This is a genomic window from Nocardioides sp. Z21_20 (assembly GCF_059766585.1).
This window is the reverse complement of the sequence record NZ_JCBAJX010000010.1, coordinates 41,384-66,264: the sequence shown is the minus strand read 5'-3', so window position 1 is coordinate 66,264 and position 24,881 is coordinate 41,384. Positions and strand designations below refer to the sequence as shown.

General features: G+C 71.9%; 16 protein-coding genes and 1 tRNA gene. 7 read left to right on the top strand and 10 right to left on the bottom strand.

What is annotated here, in order from left to right:
- Nucleotides 1-170: 170 nt before the first annotated feature.
- On the top strand, nucleotides 171-2,432 hold the full coding sequence (locus AC6EH9_RS15195) for a catalase (RefSeq protein ID WP_498424269.1): 2,262 nt from the start codon (nucleotides 171-173) through the stop codon (nucleotides 2,430-2,432).
- Nucleotides 2,433-2,496: 64 nt separating this feature from the next.
- Here AC6EH9_RS15195 and AC6EH9_RS15190 read toward each other — a convergent pair whose 3' ends face one another.
- From AC6EH9_RS15190 to AC6EH9_RS15170, 5 genes are all read right to left on the bottom strand, one after another.
- The gene (locus tag AC6EH9_RS15190) at nucleotides 2,497-2,688 is read right to left on the bottom strand and encodes a DUF6767 domain-containing protein (RefSeq protein ID WP_498424267.1); all 192 of its coding nucleotides are present in this window, start codon (nucleotides 2,686-2,688) and stop codon (nucleotides 2,497-2,499) included.
- 78 nt (nucleotides 2,689-2,766) lie between these two features.
- Entirely contained in the window at nucleotides 2,767-4,272 is a 1,506-nt protein-coding gene (locus AC6EH9_RS15185; RefSeq protein WP_498424369.1) for an FAD-dependent oxidoreductase, read from the bottom strand.
- A 2-nt stretch (nucleotides 4,273-4,274) separates the two neighbouring features.
- Nucleotides 4,275-5,375, bottom strand: coding sequence for a YihY/virulence factor BrkB family protein (locus AC6EH9_RS15180; protein ID WP_498424266.1), 1,101 nt, complete (start codon nucleotides 5,373-5,375; stop codon nucleotides 4,275-4,277).
- A 65-nt stretch (nucleotides 5,376-5,440) separates the two neighbouring features.
- Nucleotides 5,441-5,671 carry a hypothetical protein gene (locus AC6EH9_RS15175; RefSeq protein WP_498424264.1) on the bottom strand — a complete coding sequence of 77 codons (231 nt, stop codon included), beginning with the start codon at nucleotides 5,669-5,671 and terminating at the stop codon, nucleotides 5,441-5,443.
- Nucleotides 5,672-5,737: 66 nt separating this feature from the next.
- Nucleotides 5,738-5,811: transfer RNA gene (locus AC6EH9_RS15170), tRNA-Arg, on the bottom strand.
- A 756-nt stretch (nucleotides 5,812-6,567) separates the two neighbouring features.
- Between AC6EH9_RS15170 and AC6EH9_RS15165 the strand changes: the two genes are divergently transcribed.
- A complete protein-coding gene (locus tag AC6EH9_RS15165; protein WP_498424262.1) occupies nucleotides 6,568-7,653 on the top strand; it encodes a hypothetical protein in 1,086 nt (361 codons plus the stop codon).
- Nucleotides 7,650-8,252 (top strand): hypothetical protein, encoded by a 603-nt coding sequence (locus tag AC6EH9_RS15160; RefSeq protein ID WP_498424260.1) that lies wholly within the window; start codon nucleotides 7,650-7,652, stop codon nucleotides 8,250-8,252. The genes AC6EH9_RS15165 and AC6EH9_RS15160 overlap by 4 nt, the downstream gene beginning before the upstream one ends.
- Nucleotides 8,253-8,397: 145 nt before the next feature.
- Here the strand turns inward: AC6EH9_RS15160 and AC6EH9_RS15155 are convergent, their stop codons facing one another.
- Together AC6EH9_RS15155 and AC6EH9_RS15150 are read right to left on the bottom strand one after the other, a co-directional pair.
- On the bottom strand, nucleotides 8,398-9,030 hold the full coding sequence (locus AC6EH9_RS15155; RefSeq protein ID WP_498424259.1) for a potassium channel family protein: 633 nt from the start codon (nucleotides 9,028-9,030) through the stop codon (nucleotides 8,398-8,400).
- A gap of 516 nt (nucleotides 9,031-9,546) precedes the next feature.
- Complete coding sequence (locus AC6EH9_RS15150) at nucleotides 9,547-9,957, bottom strand: hypothetical protein (protein ID WP_498424258.1); 411 nt, start codon at nucleotides 9,955-9,957, stop codon at nucleotides 9,547-9,549.
- Between the two features lie 300 nt (nucleotides 9,958-10,257).
- Here AC6EH9_RS15150 and AC6EH9_RS15145 point away from each other — a divergent pair, with 300 nt between their 5' ends.
- Complete coding sequence (locus tag AC6EH9_RS15145) at nucleotides 10,258-15,117, top strand: CLIPPER-2 domain-containing protein (protein ID WP_498424257.1); 4,860 nt, start codon at nucleotides 10,258-10,260, stop codon at nucleotides 15,115-15,117.
- 4 nt (nucleotides 15,118-15,121) lie between these two features.
- Here AC6EH9_RS15145 and AC6EH9_RS15140 read toward each other — a convergent pair whose 3' ends face one another.
- Genes AC6EH9_RS15140 through AC6EH9_RS15130 form a run of 3 tightly spaced genes read right to left on the bottom strand, consistent with a single transcriptional unit; the run spans nucleotide 15,122 to nucleotide 17,833 of the window.
- A complete protein-coding gene (locus AC6EH9_RS15140; protein ID WP_498424256.1) occupies nucleotides 15,122-15,931 on the bottom strand; it encodes an ABC transporter permease in 810 nt (269 codons plus the stop codon).
- On the bottom strand, nucleotides 15,931-16,956 hold the full coding sequence (locus AC6EH9_RS15135; RefSeq protein WP_498424255.1) for an aliphatic sulfonate ABC transporter substrate-binding protein: 1,026 nt from the start codon (nucleotides 16,954-16,956) through the stop codon (nucleotides 15,931-15,933). Before AC6EH9_RS15135 ends, AC6EH9_RS15140 begins: the two co-directional genes overlap by 1 nt.
- 40 nt (nucleotides 16,957-16,996) lie before the next feature.
- Entirely contained in the window at nucleotides 16,997-17,833 is an 837-nt protein-coding gene (locus AC6EH9_RS15130; protein WP_498424254.1) for an ABC transporter ATP-binding protein, read from the bottom strand.
- A 123-nt stretch (nucleotides 17,834-17,956) separates the two neighbouring features.
- Here AC6EH9_RS15130 and uvrA point away from each other — a divergent pair, with 123 nt between their 5' ends.
- From uvrA to AC6EH9_RS15115, 3 genes are all read left to right on the top strand, one after another.
- A complete protein-coding gene (gene uvrA / locus AC6EH9_RS15125) occupies nucleotides 17,957-20,407 on the top strand; it encodes an excinuclease ABC subunit UvrA (RefSeq protein ID WP_498424253.1) in 2,451 nt (816 codons plus the stop codon).
- 231 nt (nucleotides 20,408-20,638) lie between these two features.
- Nucleotides 20,639-22,462, top strand: coding sequence for a DNA helicase RecQ (recQ, locus tag AC6EH9_RS15120; protein ID WP_498424252.1), 1,824 nt, complete (start codon nucleotides 20,639-20,641; stop codon nucleotides 22,460-22,462).
- Nucleotides 22,463-22,552: 90 nt separating this feature from the next.
- On the top strand, nucleotides 22,553-24,880 hold the full coding sequence (locus AC6EH9_RS15115) for a heavy metal translocating P-type ATPase (RefSeq protein ID WP_498424251.1): 2,328 nt from the start codon (nucleotides 22,553-22,555) through the stop codon (nucleotides 24,878-24,880).
- Nucleotide 24,881: the final 1 nt, after the last annotated feature.

The window sequence follows — 24,881 nt, the reverse complement described above, 5'->3', positions numbered from 1 at the left end:
CCGGCCCCAGGGCCAGGCGCACGTCGTCCCCGGCGTGCCTCTCCTGATGGCGCCGCCTTGTCTGGAGTCGTTCCATTTCTTGTCTGCTTCGCGGGGTGTGTTCGAGGCCCCATCGGGTACTGCGAACCGCGTTGACCGAACGCAGCCAGAGGCACGAGAAGGAGACAGGAATGGATCCGAGCAAGCCGGCCAAGGCCGTCAAGGAAGCACTCGAGGCGACCGCCGAGAAGGCGGCCGACATGGTCACCCCCAGAGTTCCCGGTACGCCGGGAGCCGCCCCGGCGACCCTCGAGGAGCCGACGGAGCCCACGCCTCCGCTGCCGCCCAAGGACGACCAGGGCACACCCGAGACGCGCACCCCCACGGGTGCCGAGACCGGGGCACCGCCCACCGCGGTCGCCCAGCAGGGCGCCTACCTGACCACCGCGAACGGCGCGCGCCTGCGCGACACCGACCACTCGCTGAAGGCGGGGCCGCGCGGCCCGACGCTGCTGCAGGACCACCACCTGCGCGAGAAGATCATGCACTTCGACCACGAGCGCATCCCGGAGCGCGTGGTGCACGCCCGCGGCGCCGGCGTGCACGGCTCCTTCGAGGGCTACGGGACGGCCGAGAACGTGACCAAGGCCGGCTTCCTGGCCAAGGGCAAGAAGACCGACGTGTTCGTCCGGTTCTCCACCGTGCTCGGCTCGCGCGGCTCCGCGGACACGGTGCGCGACACCCGTGGCTTCGCGACGAAGTTCTACACCGACGAGGGCACCTTCGACCTGGTCGCCAACAACATCCCGGTCTTCTTCATCCAGGACGGCATCAAGTTCCCCGATGTCATCCACGCGGGCAAGCCGCACCCTGACCGGGAGATCCCGCAGGCCCAGAGCGCGCACGACACGTTCTGGGACTTCGTCTCGCTGCACACCGAGGCGCAGCACCACACCATGTGGAACATGTCCGACCGGGGCATCCCGCGCTCCTACCGGATGATGGAGGGCTTCGGCGTGCACACCTTCCGCCTCGTCAACGAGGCGGGGGAGACGGCGCTGGCCAAGTTCCACTGGAAGCCCAAGCTCGGCGTGCACTCGCTGACCTGGGAGGAGGCGCAGCTGATCGGTGGTCTGGATCCGGACTACCACCGCCGCGACCTCTTCGACGCGATCGAGTCGGGCGCCTACCCCGAGTGGGAGCTGGGCATCCAGGTCTTCCCGGACACCCCCGAGGAGATGTTCGAGGGCATCGACCTGCTGGACCCGACGAAGTTCGTGCCCGAGGAGCTCGCGCCGGTGCAGGCCGTCGGCAAGCTGACCCTGAACCGCAACACCACGAACTTCTTCGCCGAGACCGAGCAGGTCGCGTTCCACGTGGGGCACCTGCCGCCCGGGATCGACGTCACCAACGACCCGCTGCTGCAGGCCCGTCTGTTCTCGTACCTCGACACTCAGCTCACCCGCCTGGGCGGGCCGAACTTCGTCCAGATCCCGATCAACCGGCCGCACGCGCCGGTCAACGATCTGAACCGGGAGGGGTTCCACCAGCACGCCGTGCACGGCGGGGTGGCGGCGTACAAGCCGAACTCGCTGGACGGCGGGAACCCCTCGCCGGCGAGCACCGAGGAAGGCGCGTTCATCGACGTGCCGGTGCGGGTGCCCGAGGCGACCAAGGTGCGGGAGAACCCGGCGACCTTCGACGACCACTACAGCCAGGTGCGTCTGTTCTGGCGCAGCATGAGCCCGGTCGAGAAGGAGCACATCATCCGGGCCTACACCTTCGAGCTGGGCAAGTGCTACGAGCAGGCCATCAAGGAGCGCCAGCTCCAGTGCCTGGCCAACATCGACCCGGTGCTCTGCTCGGAGGTGGCCACGGGCCTCGGCCTGCCGGTGCCCAACCCCACCGTCGAGCTCGTCGACTCCGACCCGAGCCCGGCGCTCTCCCAGGTCGGCCAGGTCTGGCCGCCCGACGGCCGGATGGTCGGCATCGTGGTCGACCCCGACGGTGACCTCGACGGCGTCCGCGCCCTGCGCCAGGCGGTCTTCGCCGCGGGCATGGTGCCGCTGCTGATCGGGCCGCACGGCGGGATGGTCGGCGAGATGCCGATGCAGCGCAGCTTCTCCACCGGTCGCTCGGTCGAGTTCGACGTGCTGCTGCTCGCCGGCTCCCCGGTCCCGGCCCCCGACGCGCTGCCGGCGCGTGAGGCCGAGGCTGCTGCCGCGAGCACGACGTCGCTGGACCCGCGTGTCGTGATGATGATCGAGGAGTCCTGGCGCCACGCGAAGGTCATCGGCGCCTGGGGTGCCGGCGTCGACGTGCTCACCACGACCGGCGTCGTGGGCTCGCCCGGCGTGGTCACCGGTGAGGACGCCGCGAGCGTCTTTGCCGAGGTGCAGCAGCTGATGGGCTCGCACCGCGTGTGGGAGAGGTTCCCCGCCACCGTGGCGTGATGCCTACGAACGGCGATACGTGCCGGTCACCCCGCCTGGGGTGGCCGGCACGTCGTCGTTCGGGTCAGGCCGTTGAGCGCTGCTCGGCGCGGAGCTCGGCGAGCCGCTCGCGGAGCTCGGGGTCCTCCATCACCAGGTAGACCAGTCCGCAGTCCTCGGGGCCGGCGGCGCCGGGGAAGCACAGCAGGCAGTCCTCACCCGGGCGGATCGGGCACTTCGGGTTGGGGCGCACCTTCGTCCGGTGCAGGTCGCTCATCGCCCATCACCTCCACTCCCAGATTAGCCCTGGCGCACGGGGGCCAGCAGGGTGGCGGGGGCTCTCCTGCCCGGTGGGTCAGTGGGCACGCAGGCCGCAGGTCGCGGGCCCCTCGAGGAGATCGCCGTCGGCGGCGAAACGGGAGCCGTGCAGCGGGCAGTCCCAGCTGGTCTCGGCGTCGTTCCAGCGCAGGATGCCGCCGAGGTGCGGGCAGACCGCGGAGACGCGATGCAGCTCGCCGTCCACCCGGGAGACCGCGGTGGGAGCGCCCGCGTGGTCGTAGCGGACCGCGCCTTGGCCCTCGGCCGGGTCCTCCGCCTGGCTCCACGGGCCGAGCCCCGCTACCGGTCGCAGCCAGCCGCGGGCCATCTCGAAGCCGACCTCGGCGTTGATCCGGGCCGCGTCCACGGTGCCCCGCAGGACGCTGGGGGTCCATGTCTCGAAGGTCTCCGCCCACTCGGTGTGGCCACCGAGGATCCGGCTGCTCAGCGCGAGCGCCGCCGCCACGCCGTTGGTCATGCCCCACTTGGCGTAGCCCCCCGCGACCAGGAGGTCGTCGCGACCCGGCAGCACCGGACCGACGTAGGGCAGGGCGCTCGCGCTGACGTAGTCCTGCGCCGACCACGCGTGCGTCTCGTGGGCGCCGGGGTAGTGGACGTGGGTCCAGCGGCGCAGGTCCTCGACCAACGCCTGCTCGGAGCGTGCGCGTCCGACGGTGTGGCCGTTGCCTCCCACCAGGAGCAGGCTCCCGGTGCCGTCCGACCCGCTGTCCGGTACGTCGCGCAGCGAGCGGCTGGGGGAGTCCGCGGAGAGGTACATGGCATCGACCGCGGGCGTGGGCGTGCGGAAGGCGAGCAGGTAGGAGCGCTCCGGGCTGGCCCGGGCGAAGAAGCCGCCGCGATCGAGGATCGGCATGTTGGTCGCGACCACCACGTGGCCGGCGCGCGCCTCGCCCGCGGTGGTGGACACCCGCAGCGGGGAGCGTCCGGTCACCCGCCGGACCCGGGCGCCCTCGATCAGCGTCGCGCCGTGGCGCACCGCGTCCGCGGCCAGCGCGTCGAGCAGCTCCATCGGGTCGAGCTGCAGCTGGTCGTCGAGGCGCACCGCGCCCTGGGTGTGAAAGGGCAGGTCCAGGTCGTCGACCCAGGTGACGGGCAGCCCGGCGCTGGAGGCGACGTCGTACTCGCGGCGCGCGGAGCGGCGCCCGGAGGCCCCGTGGGCGTAGGTGTACGCCGCGCGGTGCTGGACGGCGACCCCGTGCTGGGCGCAGTACTGCTCGACCCAGGCCTGAGCCTCGTGGTTGCCCTGGACGTACTGCTCGACCATCCGCTCGGTGTGGCGCCGCCTGATCCGCGACAGCGTCGTGCCCTGCAGCAGGCTCAGCTTCGCGGTGCTCGCGCCGGTGGTGCCGGCACCGACGTGGCGCGCCTCGATCACGGCGACCGAGCGGCCGGCGCGGGCCAGCAGCAGGGCGGTGGTCAGCCCGGTGATGCCCGCGCCGACCACGACGACGTCCCACTCGCCATCGACGGTGGACTGGACGGGCGCGGGGAGGGGACGGCCCTCGCGCCACAGCGAGGTCATCGTCACGAGTTCTTCTCGTCCTTCTGCGCGGAGGCCGCCTCGAGCCGGATCGCCCGGCCCTTCGCGATGTCCTGCTCGTCCTTCTCGCGCTTCTTGTCGATGTTGCGGGTGTCGCGCGGCGGCAGCTGCACGGTCTCCTCGGCCTCCATCCCGGCCTGCAGCTCGCGGCCGCGCTCGAGCTCGGAGTCGAGCTCGGCACCGAAGAGCAGGGCGATGTTGGTCAGCCACAGCCACAGCAGGAACGCGATGATGCCGGCCAGCGAGCCGTAGGTCTTGTCGTAGGAGGAGAAGTTGGCGACGTAGAAGCCGAACGCGGCCGAGAGCAGCGCCCAGGTCACGATGGCCAGGGCGGCGCCGACACTGATCCAGCGGAACTTCGGCTGCTTGACGTTCGGCGTGCCCCAGTAGAGCAGCGCCACGATCACCACGACGACCACGGCCAGCACGGGCCACTTGGCGATCTGCCAGACCAGCACGGCGGCGTCGCCCACCCCGATGGCCGAGCCCACGGAGTCGGCGACCGGGCCGGTCAGCACGAGCGCGAGCAGCGCGACCGCCGCGAGCACGACCAGGAGCAGCGTCAGCACCAGGTTCGCGGGCCGCAGCTTCCAGATCGGGCGCCCCTCGTCGGTCTCGTACATCCGGTTCAGAGCCCGCCCGAACGCCCCGACGTACCCGCTGGCGGACCACAGCGCGCCGGCGAGACCCAGGATCAGGGCGAACCCGACGCCGGGGGTGTTGGAGAGCTCCATCAGCGTGGGCTCGATGGTCTTGGCCATCGAGCCGGCGCCGAGGTCGCGCAGGATGCTCATCATCTCCTTGATGATGCGCGGGCCCTGCCCGACCAGCCCCACCAGCGAGAGCAGCGCGATCGCCGCGGGGAAGAGCGCCAGGACGGCGTAGTACGTCAGCGCGGCGGCGAGATCGGTGCACTGGTCCTTGGAGAACTCGCGCATCGTCTTGCGCAGGACGTAGACCCACGACCGCTTGGTCAGGTCGGTGGGGGAGTCCACCTTGTCCGGGTGATCGGGGTCGAGGTGCTCGCGGTCCTGGGGGTCGTTGGCCCGGTTGTCGTGATCGCGGGACTCAGAGCGCAGCTTCATGCGAGCACGGGTACCCACCCGGCCACGGGCTCATGCCGCGGCCGGTGGGTCACCTGCGGGAGTGCTCAGGGGTTGCCGACGTCCGAGGGGGAGTCGTCGGTCATGAAGTTGGGGTCCTCGAGGATGTGCGCGACCGTCTTCTCGAGCCAGGGCTGGTCCTTGGTCTGGATGTCACGCTGCTCGAGCTCGTCGGTGAGGCGCTTGACGAGCTCGGCGGTGTCACTGTGGCCCTGATCGCGGAAGATCGAGGTGGCGTCGATGGCGGCCTGCACGGAGGCATTGATCTGATGCATCATGGCGGACACTCTGGCATGCCCGGGCAAGAACGGCGCGGGCGGTGCGCCGCTTGCGGGTGGTCGGTGCGCCCCCGGCAGGATTCGAACCTGCGACCGGCGGATTAGAAGGCCGCTGCTCTATCCAGCTGAGCTACGGGGGCGGGGGGTAGACAGTACAGTCGACAATAACCCTGGGAATCCATCCCTGTGGTTCACGTCGTCCGGACCAGTGCACCCGTGGATCAGTATGTAGCACTCGTTGCGCAGCGTTGCACGGAGTCGCTCCTTGGAGAGAGTGCACTGCTGGAGGTCCAGGTTGTCACCTGACTTCTTGGGCCATCTGTCTCGGCTGGAGGGATGTCGACCATGCCTGCTCCACACCCCAAGGAGTTCCGCGACGACGTCGTCGCGGTCGTCCGACTCGATGAGTTACCGATCGCGCAGATCGCGAAAGATTTCGGGATCAGCGACTCCTGCCTGCATAACTGCTCACGAAAGCCGAAGTCGAGGACGGCGTGAAGGCCCGGTGACGCACGCCGAGAATGCCGGACTACGCGATGACCCGCAAGAATATTCGGTAATCGAGCATGAAAACGAGGTCCTGCGCCGCGCCGCCGCCCAGCTCTTCCAGACAAAACCTGATGCTCGCCCATCCCCCAGAATGACGTTCCCGCTGGTTCGTGACCATGCCGCCGACGGGACTCCCGTCGCGACGACTGGCCGGGTGCTGGGTTTCACTCAGGAGGCGGCTACCACCCGCCCGCTGCCAGCCCGCGTAGAGACCCACGACTGGAGGAGACCCATCCTTCTGCGCCGAGTAGGTGTGGGTCGCCGAAGCGAATTGGTCTCGGGGGCACGAGGGGGGGCACGTTCCGATAGCGGGCGCCGCTCCGCAGGCGGTTCCGCTGGTGGAAGGGGTGCTTCTCGACGAGGACGGCAAGCCTGAGCCGCACGCGTACGTGCGTGTCACTGCGGTCCCGCAGACGCCGCGAACGAAGTTGATCAAGCCGGTGTTGGTGGACCAGGCGAAGACGGATGCGGCCGGGCGGTTCTCCTTGGGCGGGAAGATCCCCACGGGGCGGAAGTTCCGCAAGTCCGACGGCCAGGTAGAGCCGGAATTCACCGGGCTGTTGAACAACGAGAGGCACGAGGTGGTCTACCGCGTCAGCGTCGACCCCAAGGCAAAGGTGTCCGCGTCAACTCGCACAGCGACGTCGGCCACTGGCGATGGGCGCGGCATGCGGATCCAGCTCGGTGTCGGCCGTGTCGAGGACTCGTCCGCGTTCTCGGGGCGTGGCTCCAGCGGTGCAGGCGCCTCTATCGAGTGGGGCCCTCATGCAAGGCGAACCACGCAGTCACTGGCCCGGGGGCAGCTGCCGCTGACTCACTGTGGGCGTGCGCTGGGGTCGTGGAAGTACACAGGCATCTCGGCCAAGCGGTACGTGCCCGCACAGCGGCTTACCACGGCGAAGCACAGCTCGGCGACGTACTTGTGGGAGACGGGGAGGAAGACGGAGATTGCCTACGTCATGGACTTCGGCGCCAGCGAGTACCTGGGCGGTATGACAGGAGGTCTCTCAGTAGGCACCGAGCTCGACGTCGATATGTCCGTGGGGAACAACGTCTCGAAGCTGCTGAAACCACAGTGGCGCCTCCGCAAGTACGAACACGTGTGCCACGGGAAGGGCACGGGCAACTACATGTGGTGGCCCTACGCTCCCACGGGCGGATCGCTGCCGAAGAAGAAGTCCAATAACCCGGCAACGTGGACGTGTAAGCCAGGCACAGGCACCATCATCGGGAACACCACGGTCATCGCGAAGGAGTCCGCGGTGAACTGGAACGGCTACTTCACCCTCGCCGGGGTAGGGGTCGACGCCAGGCAGGAGAACTCGTCGAAGCACACGCTCAGAATCGTCCCCGACGCGCGCGAGCGCGCGCCCCGCTACTGCGGTGACAACGATGACCCGTACAGCGCGAACCGGGTCAAGGAGGTCGGTTGAGCCGGAAGTCCCAGTCTCTCGTAGCCGTGATCGTCGCTGTCCTGGTCGGAGTCGGGTGGGCGGTTCTAGCGCCTGGTGGCGTCGGCGCCCCCACCCCGGGGGGTCTGCTCGACGCCGGCGGCGAGCACGGGCAGTCGTTCTCGACCACCGACGGGCACGTGTTCATGGATGGCGCGGAGATCCTCAAGCTCGGCGGCGACCAGTCAGCGAAGCTGCTGGAGGTCCGTTCGGTCGGCGCCGGTGATGCACTTGAGCAGACCGGTGCTCTGCTGGCTGGGCCGAAGCGTCGGCATGCGGCGGTCACATACCTGCCCACGTGGCCGCCTCGGCAGGCAGCGTTCGGTGAGCTCGTTGAGGCCGAGGGGGCGACGATCGAGCCTGACCGCGGTGAGGAGGACTACCGCGGGTACAACCTGCTGATCGGCTACCGCGTCACCGACGCTTCGAAGGTTGCTGCGCGCCACGAGATCGTGATCCGCTACGAGGTCGACGGCGAGGAGTACGAGGTGCGCCGGCCGGCACGGTTGGTGCTCTGCCCCTCGACGGTGACCGACGAGGCGTGTGCGGGGAAGCTGACAGACATGTTCTTCAACGACTGACTGCGGCCTGCGCAGCCGCAGCACCATGCCCTGATGTGGCTACTCCTTTCGTGGCGGACGCGGCTGAACCGAACCTTTCAGCAGTCCCGTGGTTCTGCTCCAGCCTTCGACAGAGCCCCATCGCTTGGCGGGCCTGACCGCGCGCTTAGACAGTTCGGTCCTGCTGGACCTGGGCGACCATCCAGGTGGCGACAGAGGCGGTGATCGCGCCTACGAGAGCGATCCCCACGACCATGAGCGCGACGGCGATGAGCCGCCCTTCGGTGGTGACTGGAAAGCGGTCCCCGTATCCGACGGTGGTCACCGTCGAGGCCGCCCACCACAGGGCGTCGCCGAACGTCGTGATGTTCGCTCCTTCAGCCTCCTGCTCGGCGTCGAGGACGGCGATGGCCCCCAGCACCAGGGCCATGACGCTTGTCCCCACGACGTAGGTCATCACTCTCCCGACAAGGGAGCTGCTGGCCGAGCGGTTCAACATCCGAGCAAGAGCCAACAGCCGCAGAAGCCGCAGGGGGCGGAGCATGGGCAGCACGATCAGCGCGACGTCGTACCAGTGTTGCCGGAGATAGGACGCGCGCGCCTCGGCAATGTTGACCCGCCACGCGAAGTCGATGGCAAAGGCAACCCAGACCGTCCAGGAAACGGCGTTGAGTCCACTGCGCAGCGTGACGTCCATGGAAGGGTCGAGAACGGGCCAGGCGTAGGCGATGAGGAATGCGCCGGCCAGGAGCATGAGTGGGATCTCGGTGCGACGTTCCCACCGCTCGACACGCGTCATGTCCGGGAGGATAGGGGCCCAGTCCAACCACCCCCACCGACCCAATGCGGCGGCAACCCACCGCTGCAACGCGGTTGCGGTCTGTCCCGCTCAGGTTCGCTTGTCTGACCACGGTCGAAGGTGTTGCACGACATCGGCGTAGAAGGTCGTGGTGACGCTCTTGACCGACCCGATGAGGGTGCCGGTGCCGGCGGCTCTCTTGGCGCCGAGGGGAGGTCGAGGGAGATGGTGAACGCCTTGATCTCGCGCTGATCGTCGGGGAGGAGACACGTGGGATCCTGGCGGGCTTTGCCGAGCAGTGCCGCGGTGGTGTTGGACCTCGGTCCGGCGAGATGGGCTTCGAGGCGGATGGAGTCCTTGGCGTGGTCGGGAAGCTGGCGAAGCAACCAGCTCACCCGTGTGTGGGGGGCCTCGATGGGTGGGCCGACGACGCCGGCGAGGGCTTGGCCGCTGGTGACGCCGAGACCGCGATTGAGACAGCGATGGCAAGGTCGAGATTGCCCGGCTGTCCTTGGCTCAACGGGAGGGCGGCTGCTTCTGCCACGGCTCCTGCGGCCGGGGCGGCGGAGCGGAAGGCTGCGGGGCGCCCTGGGGTGCCGACCCCGACGGCGGCTGCGTTGGCGGGCGGTATCTCGGTGCCGGGGTGAGGACGATCATCAGCAGGCCCGCGAGGGCGGTGCCCCCGCCGACCACGGTTCCGACGATCAAGCGTTCCCACGACTGGCGCACGCAGGAGTCGATGATGCCTTGCTCGATCCTCTGCACCAGCGGGCCCGAGTCTTCTGAGGCCTCGGTCACCAGGACGCGCAGCGCCGGGGGCCCGCATGAGGTGCTCTCACCCATCACGGTGACGCTCGGCGGGATGGCGGCGAGCCCGACGAACACCATGAATGCGGCAAGCAACGTCAGCGCGCCGGCGACCTTCATGTGCGTCACCCTAGGGGTGCGGCTGCGGGTCTGGGGCTGATCCGGGTGCTGAGGTCGCCAGCGCTCCCCGAGGAGGCCCCGGCGGGCCCGCCGCTCGCCGTACCGGTGGGCGACCGGACAGGCAATACCTGATGTTGTCGGGCGAAGTTTCGGCCGACAAGATCAGCGTTCCCCGGCCGGCCGGGGAAACCGGCAGCCCCCGGCCACCCCCGAGATCGTTTTCGCCCGCTCTGTTGTCAATGCGGCGTTCTGGCCTGACAGTGGAGTTGGTGTGATCCACGCCACTCGGGAGGTAATGCCGTGCTAAGAATTCGCCGGGCGACCGTCGCGGCCGCAGTCTGTGCGGTAGCGGCAGCGACGCTCTCGGTCGTCCCTGATGCGGCGCGCGCCCCGGCGTACGCCGACCCGCCGACCGGTGGCACCACGATCGTGGAGGAGACGTTCACCGGCTCCTCCGTGCCGGATCCGGCGTGGACGGCCCAGGGCACCACCTGCCTGACCGGCGCCACCGCGGCCCCGCCCGCCGGCGCGGCCCAGATCCCGACGTGCCGGACGCATCGGACCGGCCCGGTGCCGGCGATCGGTGCGACTCCCGGCTACCTGCAGCTGACGGACGCGAGCCTGCAGGCCGCGGGCAGTGTGCTGTACAACCGGCCGATCCCGGCGACGGCGGGGGTGACGATCACCTTCGACCAGTACCAGTACGGCGGCACCGGGGCCGACGGCATCGGCTTCTTCCTCGTCGACGGCGCCGTCGACCTGACGCGGACCGGAGCGCCTGGCGGCAGCCTGGGGTACGCCCAGCGGACCGCCGAGGGCAGCGTCGACGAGCCGGGTATCGAGGGCGGGGTGCTCGGGGTGGGGCTGGACGCCTTCGGCAACTACTACGACGACGGCGAGAGCCGCGGGAGGGGCTGTCCCGAGGGGGAGCGCTCGCCGTCGACCGCGGAGGGGGCGGTGGCTCCGAACGTGATCACGCTGCGTGGCCCGGGGGAGGGCCTCATCGGGTACTGCTACCTCGCCTCGACGACGCCCGCGGACGCTGAGGACCCCGACAAGCCGGGCACCACGCTCAACGGCGGCACCGGGACGCTGCGGGCCGGTACGCGCGCCGGGTCCTGGCGCCAGGTGAACGTCACGGTCACCCCCGCGCCCGACCCGCGCATCATCGTCCAGGTCCGCTACAACCCCGGAGTCGCTGGTGACCCGTGGATCACCGAGCTCGACGTACCGGCGCCGCCGGACCTGCCGAGCACCTACAAGTTCGGCCTCTCGGGCTCCACCGGCGGTCAGACCGACGTTCACCTCATCCGCAACGCCGTCGTCCGGTCGGTCAACCCCCTCGCCGAGCTGACGCTGGAGAAGCAGGTCGACCGCAGCGCCGGCACCCTGCCCGCGGTGATCACCGCCGGCACGGTCATCCCCTACCAGTACACCGTCACCAACGCCGGCACCGAGACACTGTCGACCCTGGCAATCGCCGACGACACGATCACCGGCCCGATCACCTGCGACGCCACCACGCTCCCTCCAGCGCCGGCGGCCGGCTCGACCACGGTGTGCCGCGGCAGCTACACGGTCACCGCGGACGATGTCGCTGCCGGCGAGGTCGTCAACACCGCCACCGCGAGCGCGGTGAACCCGGGCGGCGACACGGTCACCTCGCCGGAGGCCACGGTCACCGTCCCGCTCATCTCGCGCCTGGACCTGACCAAGACCGTACAGACCGATCCGCCGTACGCCGCCGGCCAGGAGGTCGAGTACCTCTACACCGTCACCAACACCGGCGGGTCCACGGTGACGAACATCGCCGTCAGCGACGACCGCGTCTCCTCCGAGGCGCTGCTGTGCGAGGCGAACGTGCTGGCCCCGGGGGCCTCGACCACCTGCACCGGCACCTACACCGTCGACACCCGCCAGGCCGACGCCTCCGGCGCCATCGTCAACACCGCGGTCGCCACCGGGGAGTCCCCGGCCGGCCAGGCGGTCGAGTCGCCCGAGGCCCAGGCCACGATCGGGGTCAACACCGACATCGCCGTGACCAAGACGGTCGACGACCCCACCCCGAGCGTCGGTGACACCGTCACCTTCACGGTCACCGCCACCAACAACGGACCCGCGGCCGCGACCGACGTCGTCCTCACCGACCAGTTGCCCGAGGGCCGTCTCACGCTGCTCAGCTCGAGCACCGGGGGACCACAGCCGTCCACGTACACCCCCGGCACCGGCATCTGGTCGATCCCCGCGCTGGCCGTCGGGAACGCCGTCACGCTGACGATCACCGCCCGGGTCGACACCAACAGCGTGGTGTCGAACACCGCCAGCCTGACCCGGCTCACCCAGCTCGACACGAACGACGCCAACAACACCGCCACCGTGACCCTGAACCCGGCCTCGCTGGACCTGGCCGTGACCAAGCAGGTCATCGGCTCCCAGGAGGTCGCGGCCGGGGAGACGGTCACGTTCCGGGTCACCGTGACCAACGACGGGCCTCGCCCGGGCACCGGGATCACGCTGAGCGACGCGTTGCCGCCGGGGCTGACCTACCGGCCCGGTGACTCCTCGGGCACCGGCACCTACACGCCGGCCACCGACACCTGGAACGTCGGGGCGCTCGCGGTCGGCGAGTCCGCGTCGTACGACTTCGTCCTGGACACCACCAGCGTCGGAACGTTCACCAACGTGGTCAGCCTGGCGACCGTCTCCCCGGCGGACATCAACAACGCGAACAACTCGGCCTCGGCCACGGTCCAGGTGCGCACGCCGCAGGCCGACCTCGTCGTGGTCAAGGGGGTGACGCCGCAGGAGGCGGTGGTGGGCGACACCGTCACCTACTCGGTGACGGTCCTCAACCGCGGCCCCGACCCGGTCCGTGGCGTGTACGTCACCGACACCGGCCCCGAAGGCGTGACCTTCACCGCGAGCGACCCGTCCCAGGGCACCGTGGACCTGGACGGAGCCCGGTGGGACGTCGGTGCTCTGGCCTCCGGTGCCTCCGCCGAGCTGTTCGTGACCGCCCGGCTCGACACGGTGGGAACCAAGGTCAACGTCGTCGTCGTCGACGCGCCGCTGCTCGACGACCCCACACCGGAGAACAACGAGTCCACCGCCACCCTGACCACCCTGGCACCGGCCGTCGACGTCGGCGTCACCAAGACGGTCGCGCCCGCCGACGGCTCCGGGCCGGTCTCGGCCATCCCGCTGGGCCAGGACGTGGTGTTCACCCTGACCGCGACCAACAACGCGGTGGAGGGGCAGAGCGCCGCCACGGTCACCAACGCGGAGTTCGCCGACGTCCTCGACGAGGGGCTGACGTTCGTGTCCTCGACCGGCGACGGCACCTTCGACCCCGACACCGGTGTCTGGAGCGTCGCCTCCATCCCGGTCGGGACCACCGTCACCCGCACCATCCGGGCCACCGGCACCGTCGTCGGCCAGCGCGCCAACACCCACGCCCTGAGCAGCCTCGACCAGCGCGACACCGATCCCACCAACAACTCCGCCGAGGCCACCGCGACCTTCGTGGAGCTCGCCGACCTCGAGATCACCAAGAGCGCCGACCGGGAGGTCGCCCAGCCCGGCGACACGGTCGTCTACACGATCACCGTCACCAACAACGGCCCCAACGCCACCGACGACACGATCACCGACGACCCCGCCCTGATCCGGGCGAACATCACCGGCCACGAGACCGACAACGGCACCTTCGACGAGGAGACCCACGCCTGGACCATCCCGCGCCTCGAGGCCGGCGAGACCGCGACCCTCACCGTCGACGTGCTGATCGGTCCCCGCGCACAGGGGAACTACACCAACCTGGTCGCCATCCAGGAGTCCCGGGTGGACGACCCCGATCCCGACAACAACACCGCAAACGAAGAGCTGTTCGTGCCGGCCGCGGACATCGCGGTCACCAAGACCGTCGACGACCCCAGCCCCAGCGTCGGCGACACGGTCGTGTTCACCGTCGGGGTCCGCAACCTCGGTCCCGACGCCGCCGACGAAGTCTCGGTCGCCGACCTGCTTCCCGCCGGGCTGACCTACGTCAGCAGCACGGCGAGCGTGGGGACCTACGATGCCGCGACCGGTGTCTGGGACATCGGTGGCCTCGAGCCGCTCGACCTGCCGGCGACCACGGACCAGGCGGTGCTGCGGATCACCGCGCGCGTCACCGGCGACGGCACGTTCACCAACACCGCCACCAGCGATCGCAGCGACGCCTCCCCCTATGACCCCAACCCCGGCAACAACACCGACTCGGCGTCGGTCTCCACGACGCAGCCCCCGCCCGACACCACCAGGCCGCAGATCGAGACCCGTACCTCCGACAAGCGGGTCAAGCCGGGTCAGCCGTTCTACGACCGGGTGCGCGTCACCCGGCTCGCCGGCGGGACGACGGTGCCGGCCACGGCCCGCCTCTACGGCCCCTATCCCTCTCGCGGCGCGGCGACCTGTCGGCCCGGGGACCTGGCGCGCACGGTCACCTGGCGCGCGGGTGCGGGCTGGGCCCGGACGCCGGCGGTGCGGGTGCGTGCGCCGGGTGTCTACACCTGGCAGGTGAGCACGCAGCGGACCACCGCGAACGGCGCCGCGACCAGCCGGTGCGGACTTGCCGCGGAGACCACGACGGTGGCCAAGCCGCAGTACCCCGCTCCGGTGGTCAACGGCGGGTTCTCCGGCATCCTGCCGGGCTCCGGAGCCGAGCGTCTGGCGCCGACCAATGTCCGGGCTCCCGCCTTCGGGCTCGACGCCCGCGTCGTGGCCACCACCGTCCGGCGCGGCCAGGTGGTCCTGCCCGCCAACGTGGCGGTCACCAGCTGGCTGCGCCGCTCGGCCGCCTTCGGCGACAAGATCGGCGCCGCGGTGGTAGCTGGCCACGTGTCGGACCGCAGCGACCGGCCGGGCGCGATGTGGGGCCTGAGTCGCGCCAAGAAGGGTCAGGTCGTGACCGTGGCCAAGGGCGGCAGGACCTACCGGTACAAGGTGAGCAGCACCGCGCGGTTCGACCGGACCCGGCGCCTGCCGCAGCGGTACTTCACCACGACCGGCGCGCACCGGCTGGTGCTGGTCAGCTGCACCGGGCGGGTGGTCTACGGCAACGGCCGCTTCCACTACACCAAGTACCAGGTGGTCGTCGCCAAGGCGGTCGGCGGGCAGTAGGCACTCAGGCCCAGCGGCGCACCGCCCACCGCTCCACCAGCCCGAGCGCGGCGTCGCTGGCCTTGCCGAGCGCGGCCAGCAGCACGATCGCGAGCAGCAGGCGGTCGGTGCGACCGTTGTTCTGCGAGTCGGTGAGCAGGTAGCCCAACCCCTGCGAGGAGGCGATCAGCTCGGCGGCGACCAGGAAGAGCCAGGCTTGGGCGAGGGCGAGACGCAGGCCGGAGAAGACCGCGGGCACCACCGCGGGCAGCTGGACCGTGCCCAGCAGCCGCAGGCCGCGCAGCCCGAACGCCCGGGCCGCCTCGAGCACCTGCCGGTCGACGTGGCGCAGCGCCAGGTAGACGGTGGTGAAGACGGGGAAGGTGGCGCCGATCGCGATCAGGGTGATCTTGGAGTCCTCGCCGATCTTCATCCAGAGGATCAGCAACGGCACCCACGCCAGTGACGGTACGGCGCGCAGCGCGCCGATCGTCGGCGCCAGGAGCAGGTCGGCCACCCGGGACAGGCCGACCAGCGCGCCCAGGCAGATGCCGATGGTGGCGCCGATCGCGAAGCCGACCAGCACCCGCTGGGTGGAGATGTGCACGTGGCTGATCAGCTCGTCGCGCTGCAGCAGGCCCCGAGCGGCGTCGACGACCGCGCCCGGCCCCGGCAGCTGCACGGCCGAGAACACCCCGGCCGCGGTGCTCAGCTGCCACAGGGCCAGCAGCGCCGCCGGGAGCAGCGCGCCCCCGACCACGCGGACGACAGGATGGCTCAGCCACCGCTCGCCGCGGTCGGGGACGGGCCGGGCGCGGACCTCGGTCGCGCTCATCAGCCGGCGTTGTCCGGATCCGCGGCGGCGGCGTACTCGTCCTCGAGCAGCTCCTCGAGCGCCTCGTCGATGCTGCTCTGGTCCTCCACGTCGCCGGACTCGACGAAGATGGGGCCCACCTTGGCCAGCACCTCGAGCTGCGCCTGGCCGGGCACGTGGTCGAAGTCCAGGGTGGTCCGCTCGGTGAGCACCGTGCGCGCCACCTCCTCGTCGACGCCGGCCTCCGCGGCCAGGATCGCCACCGCCTCCTCCGGGTTCTCCAGCACCCAGGCGCGCGCCCGGGCGTAGGAGTCCACGACCGTCTGGGCGAGCTCGGGCTCCTCCTCGAGGAACTCCTCGGTGGCGTTGAGGAAGCCGAAGGTGTTGAAGTCGACGTTGCGGTAGATCAGCTTGGCGCCGTCGACCTCGGCGGCGGCCATGATCGGGTCCAGGCCGGCCCACGCGTCGACCGCTCCGTTGCTCAGGGCGGCGGCGCCGTCGGCGTGCTGGAGGTTCTCGACGGTGACCTGGGCCGGGTCCACCCCCTCGGCCTCCAGCGCCTGGAGCAGGAAGAAGTAGGGGGCGGTGCCCTTCGTCGCGGCCACCTGCTTGCCGGCGAGGTCCTTGACCGAGCGGATCTCGGAGTCCGCGCCGACGACGATCGCGGCCCACTCGGGCTGGGAGTAGATGTCGATGGCCCGGATCGGCGAGCCGTTGGCCCGGGCCAGCAGGGCGGCCGAGCCGGCGGTGGAGCCGACGTCGATCGCTCCCGAGCGCAGCGCCTCGTTGGCCTTGTTGGAGCCGTCGGACTTGACCCAGGTGACGTCGACGCCGTCGTCGGCGAGTGCGTCCTCGAGCCAGCCCTTCTCCTTGATCACCAGGCTCAGCGGGTTGTACGTCGCGTAGTCGATCTCGAGGGCGCGCCCGCCGTCACCGGCGGCCTCGCCCTCGGCGCAGCCGGCGAGCGCCAGCACGGCGCCCCCGGCGAGCAGCAGGGCCAGGGTGCGGATGGGGGAGGGGCGGGCGGCGCGGGCGGTGGTGGTCATGCGTGGTCCTTCGGGCGAGTCGGGCGGATGGGGTGGGAGGTCACTGGCGATGGGCGTCGACGCCCAGCCGCTCGAGGAGCCGGCCGCGGATTCGGGCCAGCTCCTCGGACCCGCGGTCGCGAGGGCGCGCGCCGGGGACGGTCAGCGAGTCGAGGACGCCGGCGGCGGGCTCCCGGCCGGCTCGACCCAGCACCACGACGACGTCGGCCAGCTGGAGCGCCTCGTCGACGTCGTGGGTGACCAGCAGCACCGTGGTCGGAGTGGATCTGTGCACGGCGAGCAGCAGGTCCTGCATCTTCATCCGGGTCAGTGCGTCGAGCGCCCCGAACGGCTCGTCGAGCAGCAGGACTCCCGGGCGGCGGGCCAGCGCCCGGGCGAGGGCGGCGCGCTGGGCCATGCCCCCGGAGACCTCGCGCGGCCGGCGCCCCGCGGCGTCGCGGAGCTCCACGAGGTCGAGCAGCTCGGCGACCCGCCGGCTCCTCTCGCGCCTCGGGGTGCTGCTGGCGAGCCCGAGGGCGACGTTGTCGCGCAGCGTGCGCCAGGGCAGCAGCCGCGGCTCCTGGAACGCGACCGCGCACCGCGCGTCGTAGCGCTGGACGCGCTCCTGGCCGATGAGCACCTCGCCCGCGCTCGGCATGTCCAGGCCCGCGGCGGCGCGCAGCAGCGTGGACTTGCCGCAGCCGCTCGGGCCGAGGAGGGCGACGACCGAACCCGGGGCCACCGTCAGGTCCACCCCGCGCAGCACCTCGTGGGCGGCCGCGCCGGTCCCGAAGGTGCGGCCCACCGCCCGGAAGGTGAGGGGGAGTGCCTCGGCGGGCTCGCCCACCGCCGCGGCCGCGTGTGGCACCGTCGCGCGCCGAACCGCAGGAGCGAGCATCGTCGGCACCTCTCGTTCTGGCTAATGTCTACTGACTTACTGTATATTAGTAGCACAGTTCCGTTCCTGCTCAGGGCAGGCGCTCCTGGTGTCCGCTCCGGGGGCATCGGATAGACAGTGGGGATGAGCATCGAGGAGCGGGACGGCTACGTGCGCGTCCGGGGAGCACGCGAGCACAACCTGCGCGACGTGGACGTCGACCTGCCACGCGACGCGATCGTCGCCTTCACCGGGGTGTCCGGCTCGGGGAAGTCGTCGCTGGCCTTCGGGACGCTGTACGCCGAGGCGCAGCGCCGCTACTTCGAGTCGGTCGCGCCGTACGCGCGTCGCCTGCTGCAACAGGTCGGCGCACCGCACGTGCGGGAGATCTCCGGGCTGCCGCCGGCGGTGGCGCTGCAGCAGCGCCGCGGCGCGGCCAGCTCCCGCTCGACGGTCGGCACCATCACCACGCTGTCCAACCTGCTGCGGATCCTCTACTCGCGGGCCGGGACCTACCCGGCCGGAGCCGGACACCTCGCCGCCGAGGCGTTCTCGCCGAACACCGCCGCCGGCGCCTGCCCCGAGTGCCACGGGCTCGGGGTCGCCCACGACGTCGCCGAGGACCTGCTGGTCCCCGACACCTCGCTGAGCATCCGTGACGGGGCGATCGCCGCCTGGCCGGGAGCCTGGCAGGGCCACAACCTGCGCCGGGTCACCAAGAACCTGGGCATCGACGTCGACCGGCCCTGGCGCGAGCTGTCGCGCCAGGACCGGGACTGGCTGCTCTTCACCGAGGAGGAGCCCTCGGTGCTGATCCGGCCGCAGGACAAGGACGGCGGCGGGGGGCGCGACTACATGGGCACCTTCCGCAGCGCCCGCAGCCACGTGCGCCGGGTGCTCGCCGGGTCACCGAGCGAGAAGATGCGCGAGAAGATGCTGCGCTTCGTGCGCAGCACCCGCTGTGCGGCGTGCCAGGGCAGCGGGCTGCGGCCCGAGGCGCTGGCGGTGACCTTCGCCGGGGCGTCCATCGCACAGGCCAACGCGCTGCCGTTCCTCGAGCTCGCCGACCTGCTGCGCCCCTACGTCACCGATGACGTCGACGACGTCGCCGGGAGCATCAGCGGGGACCTCGTCGCCCGGATCGAGGTGCTGGTGGACCTCGGCCTGGGCTACCTCTCGCTGGGACGCGGCTCGACCACGCTCTCGCCCGGTGAGGCCCAGCGCCTGCGGATCGCCACCCAGCTGCGCTCGGGCCTCTTCGGCGTCGTCTACGTCCTCGACGAGCCCTCGGCGGGGCTCCACCCGGCCGACGCGGAGCCGCTCCTGGCGGTGCTCGACCAGCTCAAGGCCGCGGGCAACTCCCTGTTCGTCGTGGAGCACGACATGGACGTCGTACGCCGCGCGGACTGGGTGGTCGACATCGGGCCGGCGGCCGGCGAGGGCGGCGGCCAGGTGCTCTACTCCGGCCCGATCGCCGGGCTGGAGAAGGTCGTGGAGTCGCCCACCAGCGCCCACCTCTTCGGGCGCGCCGAACGGTTCGTGCGCGAGCCGCGGACGCCGTCGGACTGGCTGCACCTGGGCGGGGTCTCGCGGCACAACCTGCAGGACGTCTCGCTGCACCTGCCACTGGGCGCGCTGACCGCCGTCACCGGCGTCTCCGGCTCCGGGAAGTCCACCCTGGTGACCCAGGTGCTGGCCGAGGTCGTACGCCGCCACCTCGGTCTCACCCCGGCCGAGGGCGAGGAGGACGACGACGCCCCGGCCGTCCTCGACGTCGACGTCCGCGAGGCCCGGGGCGTGGACTCCTTCGACCGCCTGGTGGTCGTCGACCAGCGCCCGATCGGGCGGACCCCCCGGTCCAACCTCGCGACCTACACCGGGCTGTTCGACGCGGTCCGCCGCCTGTACGCCGCCACGCCCGAGGCCAAGGCGCGTGGCTACGGCGTCGGCCGGTTCTCGTTCAACGTCGCCGCCGGGCGCTGCGAGACCTGTCAGGGCGAGGGCTTCGTCTCCGTCGAGCTGGTGTTCCTGCCCAGCACCTACGCGCCGTGCCCCACCTGCCACGGGGCGCGCTACAACGCCGAGACCCTCGAGGTCACCCACCGCGAGCGCACCATCGCCGACGTGCTGGCGATGTCGGTCGACGACGCCGCCGAGTTCCTCAGCGACGTGCCGGCGGCGGCGCGCGGCCTGCAGACCCTGCGCGAGGTCGGCCTGGGCTACCTGAGGCTGGGCCAGCCCGCCACCGAGCTCAGCGGCGGCGAGGCCCAGCGGATCAAGCTGGCCACCGAGCTGCAGCGCACGAACCGGGGCCACAGCCTCTACCTGCTCGACGAGCCCACCTCGGGTCTGCACCCGCGCGACACCGACCTGCTGCTGCGTCAGCTGCACCGCCTGGTGGACGCCGGCAACACCGTCGTGCTGGTCGAGCACGACCTCGACACGGTCGCCACCGCCGACTGGGTGGTGGACCTCGGCCCCGGCGGGGGCGACAACGGCGGACGGGTCGTCGCCACCGGCACCCCGCGCGACGTGGCGGCGGCGGGCGTCGGGCTCACCGCGACGTACCTGGCGCGCCGTCTGGCGCAGCGCTAGGGCGGCTGCGTCCGGGGTTCCCGGTGTGCCCGCTGGGGCTCGAGCGATCTGAGGTGACTCCTGGGGTAGGGCCGGGTGTCAACCACTGATGTTGTCGGGCGAAGTTTCGGCCGACAACATCAGGCTTCCCCGGTCGGCCGGGGAAACCGACAGCCCCCGGCCACCGACCCCCCGGCTGTCCTGTGGAGCCGGGTTTCGCCAACCGCAGGCCGGCCGGGCACGATGTCGCCCATGACGTCGACCTCTGCGGCCACCGCGCTGGACGTGCTGAGCACAGTCTTCGGCTACCCGTCGTTCCGGGGCGAGCAGGCCGAGATCATCGAGACGGTGTGCGCCGGCGGCGACGCGCTGGTGCTGATGCCCACCGGCGGCGGCAAGTCGCTGTCCTACCAGATCCCCGCCCTGGTCCGCCCCGGCACGGGCGTGGTCATCTCGCCGCTGATCGCGCTGATGCAGGACCAGGTCGACGCGCTCGCCGCGCTCGGCGTCCGCGCCGCGTTCCTCAACTCCACCCAGTCCGGCGAGGAGCGCCGCCGGGTCGAGGCGGCGTACGTCGCGGGCGAGCTGGACCTGCTCTACCTGGCGCCGGAGCGGCTCTCGGCGCGCGACACCCTGGGCTTCCTGGACCGCGGACGGATCGCGCTCTTCGCGATCGACGAGGCGCACTGCGTCTCGGCCTGGGGACACGACTTCCGGCCCGACTACCTGCAGCTGGCGGTGCTCGGGGAGCGCTGGCCCGACGTGCCCCGGATCGCGCTCACCGCCACGGCCACCGCCGCCACCCGCACCGACATCGTCGCCCGGCTCAATCTCGGCGGGGCCCGGACGTTCGTGTCGAGCTTCGACCGGCCCAACATCGAGTACCGCATCGTCGCCAAGGACAACCCGCGCGGCCAGCTCCTCGCCCTGCTGCGCGAGGAGCACCCCGGCGACGCCGGGATCGTCTACTGCCTCTCGCGGCGCTCGGTGGAGGAGACCGCGAAGTTCCTGACCAAGAACGCGATCCCGGCGCTGCCCTACCACGCCGGCCTGCCCGCCGAGGTGCGCGCCGCCCACCAGTCCCGGTTCCTGCGCGAGCCGGGCCTGGTGATGGTGGCCACCATCGCCTTCGGGATGGGCATCGACAAGCCCGACGTGCGCTTCGTGGCCCACCTCGACCTGCCCAAGTCGGTCGAGGGCTACTACCAGGAGACCGGCCGCGCCGGCCGCGACGGCCAGCCCGCCACCGCCTGGCTGGCCTACGGCCTCGCCGACGTCGTCCAGCAGCGCAAGATGATCGACTCCTCCGAGGGCGACGCCGCGCACCGGCGCCGGCTCGGGCAGCACCTGGACGCGATGCTGGCGCTGTGCGAGACCGTCGAGTGCCGCCGGGTCCAGCTGCTGGCCTACTTCGGCCAGCAGGCGGCGCCGTGCGGCAACTGCGACACCTGCACCGCGCCGCCGCAGACCTGGGACGGCACCGTCGCGGCCCAGAAGCTGCTCTCGGCGGTGGTCCGGCTCGCCCAGCGCCAGCAGCGCTACGGCGCCGGGCACGTCATCGACATCCTCCTCGGCAACGAGACGCCGCGGGTCGTCCAGCTCGACCACACGACGCTCACGGTGTTCGGGGTCGGCGCCGACCTCTCGGCCGCCGAGTGGCGCGGGGTGGCCCGCCAGCTCCTGGCCCAGCGGCTGCTGGCGGTCGGCAACGACGGCTACGGGACCCTGGAGGTCACCGAGGAGTCCTGGGACGTGCTGCGCGGCGACCGGTCGGTGGCCCTGCGCCGCGAGGCGCCGAAGGCCGCCCGGGTGCGGTCGGCCAAGCGGTCGAAGGCGGCCGACACCGTCGTGCTGGACGCGCCCGCCGAGGCCGTCTTCGAGAGGCTGCGCGCCTGGCGGGCGGCCACCGCCAAGGAGGCTGGGCTGCCGGCGTACGTCATCTTCCACGACGCCACGCTGCGCCACGTCGCCGCCGCGTCGCCCGCGACGCTGGAGCAGCTGGGCACGATCTCGGGGATCGGCGCCGGTAAACTCGAGAAGTGGGGCGCCGCGCTGCTCGAGGTGGTCGCGGCCTAGCCCCCGCCCGCGGGACCTAGGACCCTGGAGGGCCGGGGCGCGGGCGATGAGGCTGGGAGATCGCTCCAGGAAAGAGGACCCATGCCCGCCGTGGACAGATCCGAGCACGTGCCGATGCTGTTCTTCGTCTCCTCGGCGGTGCTGCTCGGGCTGGGCGGGCTCGCCTGGGCGCTGGAGCGTGACCCGCTCGCCACCGGCCTGTGGGTGGCCGGCGCCGTCCTCGGGCTGGCCCTCTCCACCTGGACCACGGCCGGCGCGCTGCGCCGGCGCGAGCCGAGCGTCGACGTCATCGCGGTGCTCGCGCTGGTGGGTGCGCTGGTCGTCGACGAGGCCTTCGCCGGGGCGATGATCACCGTCATGCTCTCCAGCGGGCAGTTGCTCGAGGCGCGCGCGGACCAGCGCGCCCGGCGCGAGCTGAGCCTGCTGGTCGAGCGGGCCCCGCGGGTGGCCCGGCGCCGGGTGGGCGACGCCGTGACCCGGGTGCCGATCGAGGAGGTCGGCACCGGCGACCGGCTGCTGGTCGGCACCGGAGAGGTGGTGCCCGCCGACGGGCGCCTCACCTCGCCCGCGCTCCTCGACGAGTCGGCGCTCACCGGGGAGCCGCTGCCCGTCGAGCGGCTCGCGGGGGAGGACGTGCGCAGCGGTGTGCTGAACGCCGGCGGCCCCTTCGAGCTGGTCACCTCGGTGGCCGCCGCGGAGTCGTCGTACGCCGCGGTGGTGCGCCTGGTCGAGCAGGCACAGGCCTCCTCGGCGCCGCTGGTGCGCACCGCCGACCGGTTCGCGATGCTGTTCGTGCCGCTGACCCTGCTGCTGGCGGGGGCGGCCTGGCTGCTCACCGGGGACCCGGTGCGCGCGGTGGCCGTGCTGGTGGTGGCCACGCCGTGCCCCCTGCTGCTGGCCGCGCCGGTCGCGATCATGTCGGGGCTCTCGCGCGCTGCCCGGGTCGGCGTCGTGGTCAAGGGCGGCGGGGCGCTGGAGAGGCTGGCCGAGGGTCGGGTGGTGCTCTTCGACAAGACCGGCACGCTGACCCGCGGACGCCCGACGCTGCGCGACGTGGTCGTCGCCGGCGAGGGGCCCGACGCCGACGAGGTGCTGCGCCTGGCCGCATCCCTCGACCAGGTCTCCGCGCACGTCCTGGCCAGTGCCATCGTCGCCGCCGCCTCGCAGCGCGGGCTCGCCCTGGAGATGCCGCTCGACGTGGTCGAGGAGCACGGCTACGGGCTGCGGGGCACGGTCGGCGGCCACGAGGTCAGGGTGGGCAAGTCCGCCTGGATCCTGGGTGCCACCCCGCCCGCCTGGGCCCGGCGGGTGCGCCGGCGGGTCGAGCTGGACGGGTCGCTGAGCGTCTACGTCGCCGTCGACGGCGTCCCCGCAGGGGCGCTGCTGTTCGAGGACCCGATCCGCCCCGGTGCCCCCCGGACGATCCGGGCGCTGCGCCGGGCCGGCCTCGAGCGGGTGGTGCTGGTCACCGGCGACCACGCCGACACCGCCGAGATGGTGGGTCGCATCGTCGGCGCCGACCGGGTGCTCGCCGAGTGCGACCCGGCCGACAAGCTGGCCGCGCTCGCCCAGGAGGCGGCCCACGGCCCCACGATCATGGTCGGTGACGGCATCAACGACGCGCCGGCGCTGGCGGCTGCCGGCGTGGGGGTGGCGCTGGCGGCCCGCGGCGCGACGGCCTCGTCGCAGGCCGCGGACGTCGTGCTGACGGTGGACCGCATCGATGCGCTGGGCGAGGCGATCGTGATCGCCCGCCGCTCACGGCGCATCGCCCTGCAGGCGGTCTGGGTGGGCATGGGCCTCTCCCTGGTGGCCATGGTCGCCGCCGCCCTGGGCTGGCTCGCGCCGGCCGTGGGCGCGGTGGTCCAGGAGGTCATCGACGTGCTGGCGATCGGGATCGCCCTGCGCGCGGTGCTGCCCGGTCGCGCGGGCGCCGTGACGATGCCGGCGGCCGATGTCGCCACCGCGCAGCGGCTGCGCGCCGAGCACGACGCGGTGCTCCCGGTGGTGGAGCAGTTCCGCACGGTCGCCGACACGCTGAGCACGCAGGCCGCCGACCTGGGGCCGGCGCGCGCGCTGATGGTGCGCCTGGACGAGGAGCTGCTGCCGCACGAGCGGGACGACGAGGCCGTGCTCGTCCCCCTGCTCGAGCGGGCCGGCGGCGGGAGCGAGGCCGCGATGGCGCTGAGCCGTACCCACGCCGAGATCGAGCACCAGGCGACCCGGCTGCGCCGGCTGCTGGGGCTGCTCGAGGGCGCCGCGCCCGAGGCCGAGGACGTCGTGGAGCTGCGGCGCCTGCTCTACGGCCTCTACGCGATCCTGCGCCTGCACAACGCCCAGGAGGAGGAGGAGGCGTTCAGTCTGCTCGCCGAGCGCCCGGTCCCGGTCGGGGCGCAGAGTCCCGCCCCGACCGGGTGAG

Excerpts from the sequence above, each read along its gene's own strand:
- AC6EH9_RS15150 (WP_498424258.1), bottom strand. The coding sequence starts at position 9,957 with ATGAAGGTCGCCGGCGCGCTGACGTTGCTTGCCGCATTCATGGTGTTC.
- AC6EH9_RS15140 (WP_498424256.1), bottom strand. The coding sequence starts at position 15,931 with ATGAGCGCGACCGAGGTCCGCGCCCGGCCCGTCCCCGACCGCGGCGAG.
- AC6EH9_RS15185 (WP_498424369.1), bottom strand. The coding sequence starts at position 4,272 with ATGACCTCGCTGTGGCGCGAGGGCCGTCCCCTCCCCGCGCCCGTCCAG.
- recQ (WP_498424252.1), top strand. The coding sequence starts at position 20,639 with ATGACGTCGACCTCTGCGGCCACCGCGCTGGACGTGCTGAGCACAGTC.
- AC6EH9_RS15195 (WP_498424269.1), top strand. The coding sequence starts at position 171 with ATGGATCCGAGCAAGCCGGCCAAGGCCGTCAAGGAAGCACTCGAGGCG.
- AC6EH9_RS15190 (WP_498424267.1), bottom strand. The coding sequence starts at position 2,688 with ATGAGCGACCTGCACCGGACGAAGGTGCGCCCCAACCCGAAGTGCCCG.
- AC6EH9_RS15155 (WP_498424259.1), bottom strand. The coding sequence starts at position 9,030 with ATGACGCGTGTCGAGCGGTGGGAACGTCGCACCGAGATCCCACTCATG.
- AC6EH9_RS15180 (WP_498424266.1), bottom strand. The coding sequence starts at position 5,375 with ATGAAGCTGCGCTCTGAGTCCCGCGATCACGACAACCGGGCCAACGAC.
- AC6EH9_RS15135 (WP_498424255.1), bottom strand. The coding sequence starts at position 16,956 with ATGACCACCACCGCCCGCGCCGCCCGCCCCTCCCCCATCCGCACCCTG.
- AC6EH9_RS15130 (WP_498424254.1), bottom strand. The coding sequence starts at position 17,833 with ATGCTCGCTCCTGCGGTTCGGCGCGCGACGGTGCCACACGCGGCCGCG.
- uvrA (WP_498424253.1), top strand. The coding sequence starts at position 17,957 with ATGAGCATCGAGGAGCGGGACGGCTACGTGCGCGTCCGGGGAGCACGC.
- AC6EH9_RS15175 (WP_498424264.1), bottom strand. The coding sequence starts at position 5,671 with ATGATGCATCAGATCAATGCCTCCGTGCAGGCCGCCATCGACGCCACC.